The organism is Chryseobacterium sp. X308, assembly GCF_020733145.1.
Lineage (GTDB): Bacteria > Bacteroidota > Bacteroidia > Flavobacteriales > Weeksellaceae > Chryseobacterium > Chryseobacterium cupriresistens.
On the sequence record NZ_JAJFZH010000001.1, the window covers coordinates 552,401 to 569,161 of the forward strand.

The window sequence follows — 16,761 nt, forward strand, 5'->3', positions numbered from 1 at the left end:
AGGGTTAATCTTCCCGACTTTTCTTTATCAGTAATTAATCGTACTTTTCGCCTGTCAAATCACATTATTTATGGAATTTCCTGTCTTAGAGACTGAAAGGCTTACTTTGCGCCAGCTTACTTTTAATGATACCCAGGACCTGTTTGAATACTTTTCTCTGGATGAAGTTATGGAATATTATGACCTGGAAACCTTCAAAACCGAAGATGATTCCCGGCGCATTATCCAGCATTTTAACAGTGAATTCGAAAAAGGAAAAGGTTTCAGATGGGCTCTGGAACTGAAATCCAATGGAAAAGTTATTGGAACCTGCGGCTATCACAACTGGTACAAAGAACATTTCCGGGCTGAAATTGGTTATGAACTCAATCCTAAATTCTGGCAGCAATCCTATATGAAAGAAGCGATTCTTCCGATTCTGACCTATGGATTTGAAACCATGAGGCTTCACCGTGTGGACGCGTTCATAGATCCTTCGAATATTTCTTCCGAAAGGCTGTTATCTTCTTTAAATTTCAGTAAAGAAGGAACGTTGAAAGATTATTTCTTTGAAAAAGGGAAATTCGTAGACGCAACCATCTTCGGCCTTATTAATAAATAAGCTGGAAGCACGAAGCTGGGAGATGGAAGTTTCAATTGGTCATTTAGGTAATCATTATCTTTTAAATAAAAATGAAATCCATTAATACTAAGCTGTAAAGAGTCTTCCAGCTTCCAGCCTCCCTCTTCCAGCCCATTTTATTTTCCTGCTTTCATATATCCCTCCAAAGCCTCCGAACTTTTCTTATAGGCCCATTTCTGCTTGTAATTCACCCATTTAGCTTTGAAAAGTTTTCGCATCAGCTTATCTGTATACCTCATAATGAAGACATGGTACAGCATACTGGCAAAGACATTGGGTTTATTGGGAAGCGCTCTTAAAGAAAGGGAAAACCCAGGTTCAAGATATCTGTTGAAGTGCCAGAATGCCCCGGGAATAAAAAGAGCATCACCATGCTCCATGAAGATTTCGTATCCTTTGGCATATTTTAATGCCGGAAACTTCTCATAATCAGGATTTTCATAGTCAACCTCGTAAATGGTATGAACGGATAAAGGAACTTTATATAAAAAGGGTGACTGCTTCTGGTCAAATAATAAAATCCTTTTCTTTCCTTCAAAATGGATATGCATAAAATCACCTAAATCCACATCGTAATGCATTAAAACATGCGCCTCACTTCCACCGAAAAATAAAGTCGGCAGTCTTTTAAAGAACTTTATTCCAAGATCAGGATAGGTGAAATTTTTCAGTAACTCGGGAAGCCTGTCTGTAATGATATAGAAAAAAATTCGCAGATCTGAAGGTTTGCTTTTGATGGTATCAATATAGTCCTTCATTTTCATCCGGGTCACCGGAGCATCAGAACTTTTTGCAGCATCAGCCGGTTTGTTATCATACAGCGGAACTTCCTGATCTCCTGCCTTTTCTTTAATATAGGCAAGATTCCATTTGTCAAAAGCCTCCCATCGGCTGGCAAAATTCTTAATTAAAAGAGGTTTCTGCTTTTTAAAATAATTTTTCTGAAAATCTTCTTTACTGATATCATCTACAATATCTACGTTTTCGAGGATCATGTACTTTGTATTTAATGCGAAATAAAAATAGTGTTTTTTTGAAACCTGAGAAAATTTAGATTAAAAGCGAGGGAAGCTGAGGATGGATGCTGGAAGTTAATATTTGTCTGTAAACGCCTATACATCATTTCATAAAAACATTTTATCAAATGACATAGACCTCTCTTCGGCTTCAATAACTTCCCTCTTCCTGCTTCACACTTCCTTACTTTATTGGCAGAGCTCATATGAAAAATTTATATTTGTAGTAATAAGTGAATTTATGAGAGTCTACAATACCAAACATTTCATTAAAATCCTTTTCAGCTTACACAAAAGTGATACTTTAAAAATTCTTTTTCCGAGTATGGTTCTTGTAGGGCTGTATTCATGGGGAATTCAGTATCTGGAAGTTGAGTATCTGCACCTTACCACAAAATCAGGAGTGAGCAATGTAGGTATGATCCATTCTCTGCTGGGTTTTGTGCTTTCACTTTTGTTGGTTTTCAGAACGAATACGGCCTATGACAGATGGTGGGAAGGTCGAAAACTTTGGGGAAAACTGGTGAATGACACGAGAAACTTTGCGATAAAAATCAATACGATTCTTGGTGACAACCGCCAGGATGCTGAGCAGATTGCCAGATATTTAAAATATTTCCCGCACTTTTTAGCCAAACATCTTTCCAAGGAATCTACAAGGCTGGCTTTGGATGAAGATTATTCTGAAATTGAAAGCTCGTTGAAAAACCATGGACCAAGTGAAATTGTTATTCTGTTAAGCCATAAACTGAATCAATTAAAAAAAGAAGGAAAAGTTTCTGAAGTTGAAATGCTGTACTTAGACACCCAGCTTTCCGGATTTCTGGATGTATGCGGAGGTTGTGAAAGAATCAAAAATACTCCGATCCCTTACTCCTATTCTTCTTTCATCAAGAAGTTTATTATTCTGTATGTTTTTGCGCTGCCTATTGCTTACGTTATTACAATAGGGCTTTTTATGATTCCGCTTACTGTTTTTGTGTATTATGTTTTGATGAGTCTGGAGCTTATTGCAGAAGAAATTGAAGACCCGTTCAATAATGATGAAAATGATATTCCTATGGAAACCTTAGCACAGAATATTGAGAAAAATGTACAGCAGATTATGATCAGAAAATAAAAAATCAAGCTTTTAAAGCTTGATTTCTTTAAGTTCGCCGTCCTGTTTTATCTCTACAAATTTGCTTTCCCTGTTGGCAGCAGAATATCCGTAGAAAAATGTGCTGTATATAGGAGTGGAATACAGATAGGCTCCATAGCCGTTATAAGCATCTGAGGTTCCTGTCTGCTGCTGGTAACTTGCCGTTGCCGTAAAGTTGACAATGGTTTCAAGATAATATTTACCGGGTTTGAGTTTTTCAAATTTAAATCTCCCATGGTCATCGGTTAAAGCTTCCACTCTGTATTTAAAAGCCTCTTCTGACATATATACGGTGGTTTTTTTATTTTCATATTTCTTTCTCATGTTATAAAATTCCTCAAAATAAGGAGTAACAGGAAAAAGCATGACAACCGTACCTTTGGGAGCATAATGCTTTTCTCCAAGTAACGGTTTGATTCCCCAGTTGTTTTTTTGTTTGGTAGAAGCCACTCCTTCAATGGTAGAGTTTCCAAATCCAAGCATGTCTCTTGCGAGCTTTTTATCAAAAAAAGCTTGAGGATAATAAGTATTTTGTGCACTCAGGTAAATAAATCCCCATATTAATATGAATAATGTGAATAATTTTTTCATAGTATATTTTTGAGTCAAATATAAGTATTTTACTATTTTTGAATTAAAAATAGCTATGAAGCACCTATTTCTATTGTTTTTTTCCACTTCTGTCCTGATCACGGCACAGAAACCTTGTGGATATAAAGACGGATTACAGGAAGGGGCCTGTAAAGAATTTTATGACAATGGCCAGGTAAAAAATACCGTGGAATGGAAAAAAGGGAAACTGGATGGCGATGCTGTTTTTTATTATGATAACGGAAAAGTGCAGTCGAAAGGAGAATATAAAAAAGGATACAAAGTAAAAGAATGGTCGTATTTTGATAAAAATGGAGTTCTCACTTCCAAAGAAGTTTTCAGAAATGGGGAGAAGAATATTTATGATAACAGTCTTACCGCCACTTTTTATTCTCCTGCAGGTAAAATAACTGAAATTTCCAATTATAAATTCAATAAATTACAGGGTGAAAGCAAGACCTTTCATGAAGATGGAAAATCAATAAAAGATATTGGCCATTATGACAACGGGCTGGCTACCGGAAAGTGGAAAGTTTTTTATCCATCTGGAAAATTACAGCGTGAAACTGAACTTGCCAACGATAAAAGAAACGGCAACAGAGTTCATTACCGTGAAGACGGAAGCATAGAAAAAACAGAGGTCTATAAAGACGGAAAATTAATCTCAACAAAATAATACAATTGGTACAGAAACTAAAACTGGAAGAACTTAACAGAATAGATGTAGAAACATTTAAGAAGGTTGAAAAAATTCCGTTGGTCATCATTTTAGATAATATCAGAAGTATGCACAATGTAGGTGCAGCTTTCAGAACGGCAGATGCGTTTTTAATTGAAAAAATAATCCTTTGCGGAATTACACCGCAGCCGCCCCATCGGGAGATTCATAAAGCGGCATTGGGAGCCACGGAAAGTGTAGACTGGTCTCATGACGCAGATACCAATAACGCGATTGCTGATCTGAAAAGCAAAGGATACGAAATCATCGGGATTGAGCAGACTACAGGAAGCCGGCTTATTACTGATTTCACGATCGACAGATCGAAAAAATATGCTTTGATCTTAGGAAACGAAGTGGAAGGAATCAGTGATGAAGTACTTCCGAATATTGATGTATTTTTAGAAATTCCTCAGCTTGGAACAAAGCATTCTCTTAATGTAAGTGTATGTGCCGGAATTGTGATGTGGGAATTTGCAAAAGCATTAAAATAAAAAAACTGCATATGTCCTTAGTAGACAGTGCAGTTTGAAATAAATCTAATAAAAAGTAAAAATGAAAGGCGACAAAGGTACTTTATTTTTTTTTACAAACAAATTTTGACGGCACTTTTTTTGTTTCATCTTAAAAAAAGTCGTGTTTTCAGAAAAAGTTTCATTTAATTTTTTATAAATTAGCACAATGTTTATCAAGGACTATATCTCAAAAGACTTTCCGTGTTTTAGCCTGTCTGACTCTATAGAGTCGGCCAGAAATATGTTGGAAGACTTTGGATATTCCCATGTTTTCATCAAAAAATCCCATCACTTCTACGGAGCTCTTGCCATGGATTTCCTGTATGAGGAAGATGGCGGAACACTGAAGGATCTGGAACACCAGATTGAACGTTTTGCCATTCTGGAGGACAATAATATTATGGACAGTATCCGTCTGTTTTATACCTTCAGCAGCAATGTGATTCCGGTGATTAATAAAAATGAGAAATATCTTGGGTATATTACCTGTGAAGATGTTTTTCAGGACCTTTCCCGTTATCCTTTATTTTCAGAAACAGGGGCTATTCTTACCGTAGAAACTCCGGCCAGAAAATATTCTATGACGGAAATTACCAACATTGTGGAAAGCAACAATTCGAAGTTTTACGGAGGGTTTATAAGCTTTATGTCTGAAGAGGTAGTTCAGGTCACCATAAAGATCAGCAATGAAAATCTGGCCTCGATAGACGCTACTTTTGACCGGTATGACTACAGAATCGTTGAAAAATATTATTCTGATGAGAAAACCGATCTGTTTAAAGACCGTTATGGTTTTTTACAAAAATTCATAGAAATATAACATGAAGGCAGCCATATACTCTCAGAAAAAGGATCTTGATACTTTTCTATATTTAAGTAAGTTTATCTCTGAACTTGAAGCAAGAGATGTAAAATCTGTTCTGTATGATGAAATGGCTGAAGCACTTCAGTTTTCAAAAATATTCGAAACATTCAATTCCAAACAGGATCTTCTGGATAAGGAAGTGGATCTGTTTTTCACTTTTGGTGGAGACGGAACGATTGTAAATTCTTTAACCTTTATTGAGGATCTTGAAATTCCGGTGGTAGGAGTGAATACAGGAAGACTTGGATTTTTAGCTTTTTTCACAAAAGAAGAAGCCTTTAAGGAACTGGATTCCATCTTAAAAGGAAATGTAAAAACAAGCCGCCGTTCTGTCATTGAAGTGGTTTCTCCAAAACTGGAGGGAGTTTTTCCTTACGCATTAAACGACGTTACCGTTTCCCGAAAAGAAACAACATCCATGATTACCGTTGACTCATATATCAATGACGAATTTTTGAATGTATTCTGGGGTGACGGCGTGATCATTTCAACACCTACAGGTTCTACCGCCTACTCTCTGAGCTGCGGAGGCCCTATCATTTCTCCCAATAATGAAAATTTTGTCATTACTCCTATTGCTCCTCACAATCTGAATGTGAGGCCGTTGGTTGTGAATGATAAAGTAGAAATAAAATTCAGGGTGGAAAGCCGTGTACCACAATACTCTCTTTCTTTAGACTCCCGACTGATACATATAGAAACCGACAAGGAAATCATCATTAAAAAGGCAAAATTCCAGCTTCTTCTGGTGCAGCCCAACAGTTTGAGTTTCTATGAAACCATCCGTCAGAAGCTCCTTTGGGGCAGAGATAAAAGAAACTAGTAATTTCTTAAAAATGATTACCTTTACACGAAATTAAAACACCTAATAAAATTTATAATAAAAAGTAAAACATGAGCAGAATTTTTCCGGCAGGAGTTGCCACAGGTCAGTTAGTTACTGATATCTTTCAGTATGCTAAAGAAAACAAATTTGCATTACCTGCAGTAAACGTAATTGGATCAAGCAACGTAAACGCTACGATGGAAACTGCAGCGAAATTAAACGCTCCTGTAATTATTCAGTTTTCAAATGGAGGAGCTGCTTTCAATGCAGGGAAAGGATTAAGCAATGACGGACAAAAGTCTGCAATCTTAGGAGCAATTGCTGGAGCAAAACATATTCACACTCTTGCAGAAGCTTACGGAGCAACGGTAATTCTACACACAGACCACTGTGCAAAGAAATTACTTCCTTGGATTGATGGATTGATGGATGCTAACGAAGAATTCTTCAAGCAGACAGGAAAATCTCTTTACTCTTCTCACATGTTGGACCTTTCTGAAGAGTCTTTAGAAGAAAATCTTGAAATTTCTGCTAAATATTTCGAAAGAATGGCTAAGCTTCAGATGACTCTTGAAGTAGAAATCGGGGTAACAGGAGGTGAAGAAGATGGTGTTGACAACTCAGACGTTGATAACTCAAAATTATATACTCAGCCTGAAGACGTAGCTTATACTTATGAAAAATTAAAAGCTATTTCTGATAACTTCACAATCGCTGCTGCTTTCGGTAACGTACACGGAGTTTACAAACCAGGTAACGTAGTTCTTACGCCGAAAATCCTTGACAATTCTCAGAAATATGTTCAGGAAAAATTCGGAACAGCTGCAAAACCTATCAACTTTGTATTCCACGGAGGTTCAGGATCTACATTAGAAGAGATCAGAGAGGCTATCGACTACGGAGTTATCAAAATGAACATCGATACTGACCTTCAGTTTGCATACACAGAAGGTATCAGAGATTATATGGTAAACAATATTGATTATTTAAGAGCTCAGATCGGAAACCCTGAAGGAGAAGAAAAACCTAACAAAAAATTCTATGACCCAAGAGTTTGGGTAAGAAAAGGTGAGGACACATTCTCTGCAAGATTGGTGAAAGCATTTGAAGATTTAAATAACGTAGATACTTTAAAATAAGAACTGTACATTTGTACCAATGTAAAAAGTATTCATAGAAATGCATTTACATTGGTACTTTTTACATTTATACATTAATACAAGCAAAAATGGCATTCGACTGGTTTAAAAGAAAAGCAAAAAACATTACCACTTCTACTGATGAGAAAAAAGACGTTCCCAAAGGCCTTTGGCATCAGACTCCATCCGGAAAAGTAGTGGAACATGATGAACTAAAGAGAAATAACTATGTTTCTCCTGAAGACGGATTTCATGTAAGAATAGGAAGTGCAGAATTTTTTGACATCCTTTTTGACGGTGGTAAATTTACCGAACTGGATGCCAATGTTGAAAGTATTGATATCTTAAACTTCAAAGATACAAAGCCTTATAAAGACCGTTTGAAAGAAGTAAAAGCTAAAACAAAGCTTACAGACTCTATCAGAAACGCTGTAGGAACTGTAAAAGGAACTGAAATGGTAGTTTCATGTATGGATTTTGCTTTCATCGGTGGATCTTTGGGTTCTGTAATGGGAGAAAAGATCAGAAGAGCAGTAGATTACTGTATTGCACACAAACTTCCGTATATGATTATCTGTCAGTCCGGAGGAGCAAGAATGCAGGAAGCCACTTACTCTTTAATGCAGCTGGCAAAAGTTCAGGCTAAATTAGCTCAGCTTTCTGAAGCAGGACTTTTATACATCGCTTACCTTTGCGACCCTACATTCGGAGGAATCACTGCTTCTTTCGCAATGACCGCTGATATCATCATGGCAGAACCGGGAGCACTGATTGGTTTCGCAGGACCAAGAGTAATCCGTGAAACGATTGGTAGAGATCTACCGGAAGGATTCCAGACATCAGAATTCTTACAGGAAAAAGGATTTGTAGATTTCATCGTAAAAAGAACTGAAATTCAGGATACTGTTGCCAAAACAGTTAATTTATTAGCTGTAAAAGCATAGTATCTGTAACAAAAACAATACAATCTCTCTCTAATTAGGGAGAGATTTTTATTTATGAGGACTTTTAAGATATTTTTCAATACCATCAGAAGCATGAGTTTTAAAAAGATTATGCGTCTTTTATCACTGATCCTTCCCCATCCTCTTTTCGCTTTACTGAGTTTTTATGCAACAGTAAAAGCGTTTTCCATTGCACAGAAAAAATTCCCTGATACAGCCTCCAACAATGGAATTGGAAACGCCTTCAGACATGCGCTTTGGTGCTGCTTCATTATGATGTACTGTTGTAAAATTTCTTCTCCGAAAAAAGCACTTGATTTCTGCAAAAGAATAACAGATATGCATGAAGAGCTTTTCCCGAATGAGCCTTTGGAAACCAAAATGGATCTCCATAACAACAAAATCGGAATGGATTATTTCATGGAAATTTTACCGGGAATTCACCGCCAGTTTTTTGAAAAAAGCTTCTTTGTAGATGCATTAATCAAAAAAATGGATGATGCTAAAATTCTGAAAAATTTGGATGATGATTTTGAAGGTCATCTTGTTTACCTGAAGGAGTAAATAAATCATTTTATTTTAAACGCTAAAGATCGCAAGGAAAATTTAAAGACTTTATGCATTTCCGTCCGCTATGGCATTTCATTCAGCTATGTTCCATGAATGAAGTTCTCTTTGCTTAGTACTAACGCCTTTGCGTGCATTGCGTTAACAATAGATTTTAAGATTAGAAGCCATCATTAGTTCTCTTTGGCACCGGAATAACAAAAGACTTTAGTTATTTTTGTGGTTTAAAGTATTTTTGATAAGTTTAAACAATTAAATCAATCAGATGGTTCTCAGCAGAATTTGGTCGGCTTTCATTATCATTGCCATTGCCATTGCCAGTATAAAATACGTTTCGTCAGGTAACTACAAAACCATTTTCAATGATATGGTGGTGGGAAAAGGAGGTGATACAGTAAAGATTGCATCACAACCTATGAGCAGCCTCTCTCCTATTGTAAGAGACAGCCTGATGAAAAAGAATGATTTTGCAGACAGCAGAATTCATTATAAAACTGATTCTTTAAAACAAAATGTAAATGTTTATCGTGTTCAGGAAGCCGATGGAGTTATTGGAACTTCAGAAACAGCCGTAAAGATCTGTCTTGGTCTTATCGGAATCATGACTTTATTTATGGGATTCATGAGCATTGCTGAAAAAGCAGGCGGCATCAATCTTCTAAGCCGTTTGATTCAGCCCTTTTTCTCCAAATTATTTCCGGAAATTCCAAAAAACCATCCTGCATTTGGACACATGCTGATGAACTTCAGCGCGAATCTCTTGGGATTAGACAATGCTGCGACTCCTTTTGGTTTAAAAGCCATGGAAAGCCTTCAGACTTTAAATCCCAATAAAGATACTGCCAGTAATTCACAGATCATGTTTCTGTGCCTTCATGCCGGAGGTATGACCTTAATTCCCGTGTCAATTATTGCCATCCGAGCTTCTATGGGATCTAAAACCCCTACAGATATTTTCCTGCCATGTATGATTGCCACTTTTGCCGCTACACTGGCTGCGATGATTATTGTTTCTTTATACCAGAAAATCAATCTTCTCCGTCCGGTAGTGATCGCTTATGTAGGCGGAATTTCGGCTATTATTGCCCTTTTGGTACTGTATCTTGTACAATTGAGTAAAGATGAGCTGGATGATTTCAGTAAAGTATTAAGCAATGGTCTGATTCTCTTTATCTTCCTTGCGATTGTATTAGGAGCCGTTTATAAAAAGATCAACGTTTTTGATGCCTTTATTGAAGGCGCAAAAGAAGGGTTCACCACCTGTGTTAAGATTATTCCTTATCTCGTTGGGATGTTAATTGCAATTTCGTTATTAAGAACTTCCGGTGTATTTGATGTGATTATTGACGGGATGAAATGGGTTGCCAACGTTGCCAATATGGATCCTAGATTTGTGGATGGACTTCCAACTGCTTTAATTAAACCTTTATCCGGGTCAGGAGCCAGAGGAATGATGGTGGATACGATGACAACATTTGGAGCTGATAGTTTCCAGGGGAAATTGGCAGCTGTACTTCAGGGAAGCTCAGATACGACGTTCTACGTGATTGCAGTATATTTTGGCGCCGTAGCCGTTAAGAATACAAGATACACGGTAATTGCCATGCTTCTGGCCGATTTAGTCGGCGTTATCACAGCTATTGCGTTGGCCTATTTATTTTTCGCATAATGAAAAGATTCTGGTTGAACAATGCTATTAACTTTAAACATTAAACTTAAAACTTTAAATCCATTATGATCACAGATAAAGAATTCACATTAAGACTCATCCGCCAATTAACCCAGGCATTGGAAAAATTGATTCTGGACAAACCTGAAGAAAGTTTAATGCAGAAAGAACTGGATTTTGATACGTTGATGAGAGATATTTTCAAAATGAACTTCACAGAGGTTGCTTCTAAAACCAAGGAAGAAATGATTGCCATCGTCAATGAAAGGCAGGAAAGAGATCATAAAGATTATTATGAAATGCTGGGAAATCTATTCTACTTTAACAGCAGACACGATCATAACAAAGATTTTCAGGATAAAGCAAAAACATTCTACGAGCTTTATCTTCAGACCAGCGGTATTTTTGCCCTTCCGGTCATCAACAGAATAAATGAATTGAAAAAAGCACTTGAATAAAGTGCTTTTGTATTGTTAGAAAGTAATTTTATAAGTTCCTGTTGAAGATGTATTGGCTTTCTCAGCCTTTACATATTTCTTAACCCAGGCCACAGATGTGGATGAAACACAAGGATCTGAAATCCCGCCGGCTCTTCTTGCAGACACTACATTTCCTGCTTTATCTACGGTGTAAGCAATGGTAATCGATCCGCTTGCTGTACAACTGTGTGATGGCTGCGCTCCGCCTCTTCCCATTGTTCCCGGAATATAACCAACCAATTTTCTGTCGATTCCTACTTTACTGTCACCATTTCCATCACCACCTAAAGGATCTCCCGCATTTCCGATACCATCACCGGTTCCCTGGCTTCCGGCTTTAGTTCCTCTTCCTTTAATCAGGTTGCCTATGGCTGCGGTTCCTTTTCCGTCCCCATTTCCTGTTTTTGAATTGGCAGTGGTCGCTCCGGATTTTTTAGTATTTTTAGAAGCACTTGTGCTGGTTGCTTCTTTTTTCTCAGCTTTTTTAGATTCCTCTTTTTTAGGAACGGTTGTTTTTGAATTGTTTCCTGTAATAACCTTCTCTTTAACCTCTGTTTTCTTTGGCTCCGGAGTTGGTACTGGCTCTGGTTTTATAACTGTTTTTGTTTCCGGAACCGGAGTTTCTGCAGGCTCGGGTGTCACTTCTTCAGTTGCAGCGGCAAGGCTTCCCGGCTGTTCGGCAGGTTCTTCAATCCCTTTTCCGTTTCTGTTATCTCCAAAGTTTACCAGCATGGTAGTAACCACTTCAGGATCTTTATCCAGTTCAGGTTTTAATTTATATAAAAAAACAAAAAGCAGAATAGCAGCCCAGATCAGAATAGAAAGCAGTGCGCTCTTTACTCTGTCTTTATTTTCTTCGTTTCTGTTTGCTGTATAGCTTTTCATCTTAAAACGTAATTCTTTCCGGAAATCCGGATATGTTATTTGTCTTTAACGGTTGCAATAGCAATATTAAATTTATGTTTCTCAGCAATTTCCATCACAAAAACAACATCTTTATGCAATGTGTTTTCATCAGCTCTGATCGTAAATGATTTATTGGTCTGGCTGGCTAATTTATCTACAATAATTTGCTCTAGTTCTCCTTTATTCGCAGGATTATCATCTACAAAAAATGAACCGTCCGGCTTGATGCTTATCGTTAAAGGGTTGGGAATATTATCATCAACTGCTCCGGCTTTCGGAAGATTCACATCGATGGCGCTTTGATTCGCCGCCGAAGAGGTAATCATAAAGAAAATCAGCATCAACAGGATAACGTCTGTCATCGCTGCTAAACTGAATTCCGGATTCGCTTTATTTCTTCTTTGAATTTTCATCGTAAGAAAGATTTATAAAGGTTTGTTGATAAGGTCTAAAAATTCTCCTGACATATTCTGGGCTTTCAGGACAAATTTATCAATTCTTGTCAGTAGAATATTATAACAGAAGTTGGCAGGAATCGCTACAGCCAAACCTACAGCGGTCTGCCCTAAAGCGGTATAAATACCTTCTGAAAGTGTTTTTGGAGAGAATGATCCTGTTGCGTGTGATAGATTAAAGAAAGCAATAATCATCCCGATAACCGTACCTAAAAGTCCCAGCATTGGTGCGATACTCGGTACGACAGCCAAAAGGTTCAGGTTTTTTTCCATATTGGCAACCTCTACCTGCGCCTGTGATTCCATAGCACTTACAATATCAGAAACGGGACGTCCTAATCTTGAAATTCCTTTTTCTAAAATTCTTCCTTCCGGAGAGTTCTGGGTTTTGCAGTAATCTGCTGCTGCCTCTATTTTTCCGGCCTTGATGAAGTCTTCGATATTGTTCATGAAGTTGGAATCTGTTTTTGATGTCAGCCTTTTGATAAAGAAAAACCTTTCAAAAAACAGGTATAGAGAAAACACTCCCAATAGTAATACAGTGACCATCACTATTTTAGCGAAAGCTCCTCCATGGAACATGATTTTCCAGAATGAGAACTCCAAGTTGTCTGCAGCAACTGCAGGGGTAGCGATTTGTGCGAATAAAATCTGAGAAAGTTCCGTTAACAGCATTAAATGTAAATTTTATTAAATTTCAACGACAAATGTAGGAGAATATTATGAATTGAACTCTTAAAAATTGCTTAAAAACAACTTAAAATTTGTTACCATTTTACAAACAGCAAATTTCTTTCCAAAAATAATTTGAAAAGAAATGTACAGTTAAAAAGGCAGAAGTTCGGTTAATCTTCTTCTACCTCAATATCATCTTGTTTAAATTCGCATTTTAATCTAAAAGGGATCGGTGTATCTGATCCGGTATAGAAATCATCAATAGTTCCTTTCCAGATAACCTGAAGCTCCCCTTCTTCATTTTTTTCAAAAAGAAGCTCATTATCATAGATATAGGCATCTTCATCATCAAAAAGGTCTACTTCTGTATAGGTTTCTTCATCAGAGTCATTGATGATGATGGTCTTCCCTTCTATTTCCGCCGATTCGATAGGAAAATCAAAAACTTCAAGTGAAAGCTGCGGAAAGTTGTACTGTAATGAATCATCGTCCACGTGATCCAAACTGTCATCCGTAATCACTTCAACCTCTAAAAAATGTTGCTGGTTGCTGTAAACGGCCTTACAATAAGTATTTCTGATATTGTATTTTAGCGTTTCGTCCGGATGGTAAATTTTTAAAATCCCTTTCATTTTTTCTTAAAAAAGAACTGTAATAATATGATTGTTAAACGTTTTAGACAAAGATAAAAAATTGATTCAAAGTTAAAAGGATTTTGAAAATAATTTTTTAAAATCAATGCATTCAATAAGCATGAATATCCCAATAATACTTACTTTTGTTTTCATAAAGATTGTGAGATGAAAAACATTTTATCAAAAAGTATTCTGGGATTAGGGTTGATGATTGGTCTTGCTTCCTGCAAAAAATCGGATTCTCCCCTTACAAAAGTGACACCCAGCAACCTGGATTCTATCGCTTCGAACTATTATGAGCAATATCTTAAGTTATATCCTTTAGATGCTACAGCACAGGGAGATACAAGATATAACGACCAGCTTCCTATCAATATTGATAAAGATTTTATCTCAGGAGAGGTAGCGTTCTACAATTCTGTACAGAAACAGCTGGAACATGTAGATTACAAAAGTCTTTCTGATGAGGATAAAGTGGTATATGATGTGTTGGATTATACTTTAAAAGATAAAATTGAGGGCTATGCCTATCATCCGGAATATATTCCTTTCACTCAGTTCGGAGGGCTGCCGCTTACTTTCCCATTGTATGGAAGCGGACAGGGCAATCAGCCTTTTAAAACCGAAAAGGACTATAGTGACTGGCTGAAAAGAATGGAAAAATTTCCGGAGTGGATGAATGCTGCTGCGGACAACTTCCGTGAGGGAATCAACAATAAAATAGTGCTTCCAAAAAAACTGGTTATCAAAATGATTCCTCAAATGAAAGCTGAGGAAATCACTACTTCCGATATGGAAAAGAATATTTTCTACGGACCTATTAAAAATTTCCCTAAAAACTTTACAGAGGCTCAGAAAGAAAAATTCTCAGCACTTTACAAAGATGCTATTACGAAAAAAATCATCCCGGCTTATACTAAAATGGGAACATTTTTAGAAAAAGAATACCTGCCAAAAGCAAGAGATACGGATGGATATAACAGCCTTCCTAACGGCAATGAGATCTACAACTATTATGTAAAAAGCTGGACTACCACGAAGAAATCACCTGAAGAGATCAATAAGATCGGGCTTCAACAGGTCGCAATGCTTCGCGCAGAAATGGAGAAAGTAAAACAGCAGGTAGGTTTTACCGGATCTCTGGAAGAATTTATCACCTTTGTTAAGACGGATCCAAAGGCAATGACTTTTAAAACATCTAAGGAAGTTTTAAATGCATTCAACGGGATCTTAACGAAAATCACTCCGAAGCTGAAAACAATGTTTAATGTAACGCCAAAAACAAAGTTTGAGATCAGACAGACTGAGAAATTCAGAGAGGCAAGTGCCAGCGCAGAATATATGCCGGGAACTCCGGATGGAAAAAGAGCAGGTATATTTTATGTTCCGCTTCCTGACCCTACCCAATTTAATGTTACTTCGGGAATGGAATCTCTTTTCCTTCATGAGGCGATTCCGGGGCATCACTATCAGGTTTCTCTTCAGCAGGAAAATACAAGGCTTCCTAAATTCATGAGATTCGGATGGTTGGGAGCATATGGTGAAGGATGGGCTCATTATTGTGAAACATTAGGCCCTGAATTCGGTTTATATACTGATCCTTACCAGAAGATGGGATATTTAAGCGATCAGATGCTGAGAGCGGTAAGACTTGTAGTAGATACGGGACTTCATACCGGAAAAATGTCAAGAGAAGAAGCGATCAGATATTTCTTAAGCAACATTTCTTATGATGAAGCATCGGCCACTGCAGAAGTGGAAAGATATATGGCGATGCCAGGTCAGGCCTTAGGCTACAAAATAGGGTCTTTAAGAATCCGTGAGCTGAGAGAAAAATATCAGAAAGAATTGGGAAACAAATTCAATCTGGCAAGCTTCCATGATGAAGTTTTAAGCCAGGGATGTCTTCCGCTGGACGTTCTGAACAGAAAAATGGAGCTTTGGGCTCAAAAACAAAAATAGTTTCTTATGAAACTATTTTTGTTTTTTTCAGGTATTTTATTGATGGCTTTGAGTTGTCAAAAAGAGCAGAATTTTGGGAATTTAACTGTTGATAGTAGCTTACCTAACCATGATAGTATTCTAGTTCTCTCAAAATATCCGGAACTGAAGCTTTATAATAGTGAAGTTGTTGAAAGCAAAACAAGAACAGCATATATTGTTCAAACTGCAAGTTATTCGGATGGCTTTCGTAAGGGAACGTTTTTATTCAATGATTATAAATGTAAAGCTCAATACCTGAATGACACTCTTACTATCAAATTGAATAACAATAATGGATATTTTGGAAATGGCATTTTGATTAAAGTTTTTAATAATCAATTTTACATCAGAAATATTGATCCTAAAACCTTAAAAAAGGAAGAAAAATTCATAAAATCTGAAGTTTGTAGTCAAAAATTAATTCTTAACAGCCATAAATTCGCAACAAATGACAGCATTTATGGCTTTATAGATTACAAATGCAATATTGACAGTTTGGTTGACAAACACTTTAAAGGATATTTTAAAACCATAATACAATAATAACTGATATGATCACGGAAAGCCTAAGATCTCTTTACAACAGAGATTTAAATAAGTTAAAAACGGAACTGGAAGCCTATCAAAGCGAAGAAAATCTTTGGAAAACGGATAAAAACATTGCCAACTCTGCGGGTAACCTCGCCCTTCATCTGGTGGGAAATCTTAATCATTTTATCGGAACACACCTTGGAAACACAGGATACGTAAGACAGCGTGACCTTGAATTTTCGTCAAAGGATATTCCCAAAGCGGAACTTATTGAAAAGGTGAAAGCCACTGCGGCAATGATAGATTCAGTACTTTCCCAATTGTCCGATGAAGACCTGAAAAAAGAATATCCATTGGTTGTTTTTGAAAGTGCCATGACAACCGATTACTTCCTGATCCATCTGCTTGCTCATCTGGACTATCATCTGGGGCAGGTTAATTATCACAGAAGGTTGTTGGATAATTAATCTGATTTTTTTATTTT

20 protein-coding genes are annotated in these 16,761 nt (G+C 37.0%); 14 read left to right on the forward strand and 6 right to left on the reverse strand.

The annotated features are described in order from the left end of the window. The first annotated feature begins 70 nt into the window (after nucleotides 1-70). On the forward strand, nucleotides 71-601 hold the full coding sequence (locus LIV57_RS02480) for a GNAT family N-acetyltransferase (RefSeq protein ID WP_227941279.1): 531 nt from the start codon (nucleotides 71-73) through the stop codon (nucleotides 599-601). Between the two features lie 137 nt (nucleotides 602-738). On the opposite strand, the gene LIV57_RS02485 is transcribed toward LIV57_RS02480, so the two are convergent. Continuing rightward, nucleotides 739-1,617, reverse strand: coding sequence for a cupin-like domain-containing protein (locus LIV57_RS02485; RefSeq protein ID WP_227941280.1), 879 nt, complete (start codon nucleotides 1,615-1,617; stop codon nucleotides 739-741). 262 nt (nucleotides 1,618-1,879) lie between these two features. Here LIV57_RS02485 and LIV57_RS02490 point away from each other — a divergent pair, with 262 nt between their 5' ends. Next, nucleotides 1,880-2,758 carry a bestrophin family protein gene (locus LIV57_RS02490; RefSeq protein WP_110009020.1) on the forward strand — a complete coding sequence of 293 codons (879 nt, stop codon included), beginning with the start codon at nucleotides 1,880-1,882 and terminating at the stop codon, nucleotides 2,756-2,758. Nucleotides 2,759-2,770: 12 nt separating this feature from the next. Here LIV57_RS02490 and LIV57_RS02495 read toward each other — a convergent pair whose 3' ends face one another. After that, entirely contained in the window at nucleotides 2,771-3,370 is a 600-nt protein-coding gene (locus LIV57_RS02495) for a hypothetical protein (protein ID WP_227941281.1), read from the reverse strand. Between the two features lie 55 nt (nucleotides 3,371-3,425). Between LIV57_RS02495 and LIV57_RS02500 the strand changes: the two genes are divergently transcribed. The 9 genes from LIV57_RS02500 to LIV57_RS02540 all read left to right on the forward strand — a co-directional run bounded on the left by LIV57_RS02500 (nucleotide 3,426) and on the right by LIV57_RS02540 (nucleotide 11,071). After that, entirely contained in the window at nucleotides 3,426-4,046 is a 621-nt protein-coding gene (locus LIV57_RS02500) for a toxin-antitoxin system YwqK family antitoxin (protein ID WP_227941282.1), read from the forward strand. Between the two features lie 5 nt (nucleotides 4,047-4,051). Continuing rightward, entirely contained in the window at nucleotides 4,052-4,582 is a 531-nt protein-coding gene (locus LIV57_RS02505; RefSeq protein ID WP_110009018.1) for an RNA methyltransferase, read from the forward strand. Between the two features lie 187 nt (nucleotides 4,583-4,769). Then, entirely contained in the window at nucleotides 4,770-5,423 is a 654-nt protein-coding gene (locus tag LIV57_RS02510) for a CBS domain-containing protein (protein WP_110009017.1), read from the forward strand. A gap of 1 nt (nucleotide 5,424) precedes the next feature. Beyond that, complete coding sequence (locus LIV57_RS02515) at nucleotides 5,425-6,291, forward strand: NAD kinase (RefSeq protein ID WP_110009016.1); 867 nt, start codon at nucleotides 5,425-5,427, stop codon at nucleotides 6,289-6,291. A 71-nt stretch (nucleotides 6,292-6,362) separates the two neighbouring features. Continuing rightward, nucleotides 6,363-7,433 (forward strand): class II fructose-bisphosphate aldolase, encoded by a 1,071-nt coding sequence (gene fbaA, locus LIV57_RS02520; protein ID WP_137904522.1) that lies wholly within the window; start codon nucleotides 6,363-6,365, stop codon nucleotides 7,431-7,433. 89 nt (nucleotides 7,434-7,522) lie between these two features. Further along, nucleotides 7,523-8,377: an acetyl-CoA carboxylase, carboxyltransferase subunit beta gene (gene accD, locus LIV57_RS02525; protein ID WP_002982142.1), complete on the forward strand. Its 855-nt coding sequence runs from the start codon at nucleotides 7,523-7,525 to the stop codon at nucleotides 8,375-8,377. A gap of 54 nt (nucleotides 8,378-8,431) precedes the next feature. After that, nucleotides 8,432-8,941: a DUF6973 domain-containing protein gene (locus LIV57_RS02530; RefSeq protein WP_227941283.1), complete on the forward strand. Its 510-nt coding sequence runs from the start codon at nucleotides 8,432-8,434 to the stop codon at nucleotides 8,939-8,941. 268 nt (nucleotides 8,942-9,209) lie between these two features. After that, nucleotides 9,210-10,613: a nucleoside recognition domain-containing protein gene (locus LIV57_RS02535; RefSeq protein WP_227941284.1), complete on the forward strand. Its 1,404-nt coding sequence runs from the start codon at nucleotides 9,210-9,212 to the stop codon at nucleotides 10,611-10,613. A 65-nt stretch (nucleotides 10,614-10,678) separates the two neighbouring features. Beyond that, nucleotides 10,679-11,071 carry a hypothetical protein gene (locus LIV57_RS02540; RefSeq protein ID WP_227941285.1) on the forward strand — a complete coding sequence of 131 codons (393 nt, stop codon included), beginning with the start codon at nucleotides 10,679-10,681 and terminating at the stop codon, nucleotides 11,069-11,071. Nucleotides 11,072-11,086: 15 nt separating this feature from the next. Here the strand turns inward: LIV57_RS02540 and LIV57_RS02545 are convergent, their stop codons facing one another. From LIV57_RS02545 to LIV57_RS02560, 4 genes are all read right to left on the reverse strand, one after another. After that, on the reverse strand, nucleotides 11,087-11,977 hold the full coding sequence (locus LIV57_RS02545) for a ferric siderophore ABC transporter substrate-binding protein (protein ID WP_227941286.1): 891 nt from the start codon (nucleotides 11,975-11,977) through the stop codon (nucleotides 11,087-11,089). A gap of 35 nt (nucleotides 11,978-12,012) precedes the next feature. Next, complete coding sequence (locus LIV57_RS02550) at nucleotides 12,013-12,411, reverse strand: ExbD/TolR family protein (RefSeq protein WP_227941287.1); 399 nt, start codon at nucleotides 12,409-12,411, stop codon at nucleotides 12,013-12,015. A 12-nt stretch (nucleotides 12,412-12,423) separates the two neighbouring features. After that, the gene (locus LIV57_RS02555; protein WP_047426580.1) at nucleotides 12,424-13,128 is read right to left on the reverse strand and encodes a MotA/TolQ/ExbB proton channel family protein; all 705 of its coding nucleotides are present in this window, start codon (nucleotides 13,126-13,128) and stop codon (nucleotides 12,424-12,426) included. Nucleotides 13,129-13,298: 170 nt separating this feature from the next. After that, on the reverse strand, nucleotides 13,299-13,760 hold the full coding sequence (locus tag LIV57_RS02560; RefSeq protein WP_110009008.1) for a hypothetical protein: 462 nt from the start codon (nucleotides 13,758-13,760) through the stop codon (nucleotides 13,299-13,301). A gap of 168 nt (nucleotides 13,761-13,928) precedes the next feature. Between LIV57_RS02560 and LIV57_RS02565 the strand changes: the two genes are divergently transcribed. The 3 genes from LIV57_RS02565 to LIV57_RS02575 are packed head-to-tail and all read left to right on the forward strand — an operon-like array spanning nucleotide 13,929 to nucleotide 16,744. Next, a complete protein-coding gene (locus LIV57_RS02565) occupies nucleotides 13,929-15,725 on the forward strand; it encodes a DUF885 domain-containing protein (RefSeq protein WP_227941288.1) in 1,797 nt (598 codons plus the stop codon). A 6-nt stretch (nucleotides 15,726-15,731) separates the two neighbouring features. After that, nucleotides 15,732-16,289 (forward strand): hypothetical protein, encoded by a 558-nt coding sequence (locus LIV57_RS02570; protein WP_227941289.1) that lies wholly within the window; start codon nucleotides 15,732-15,734, stop codon nucleotides 16,287-16,289. Nucleotides 16,290-16,297: 8 nt separating this feature from the next. After that, a complete protein-coding gene (locus tag LIV57_RS02575; RefSeq protein WP_227941290.1) occupies nucleotides 16,298-16,744 on the forward strand; it encodes a DinB family protein in 447 nt (148 codons plus the stop codon). The last annotated feature ends 17 nt before the right edge of the window (nucleotides 16,745-16,761 follow it).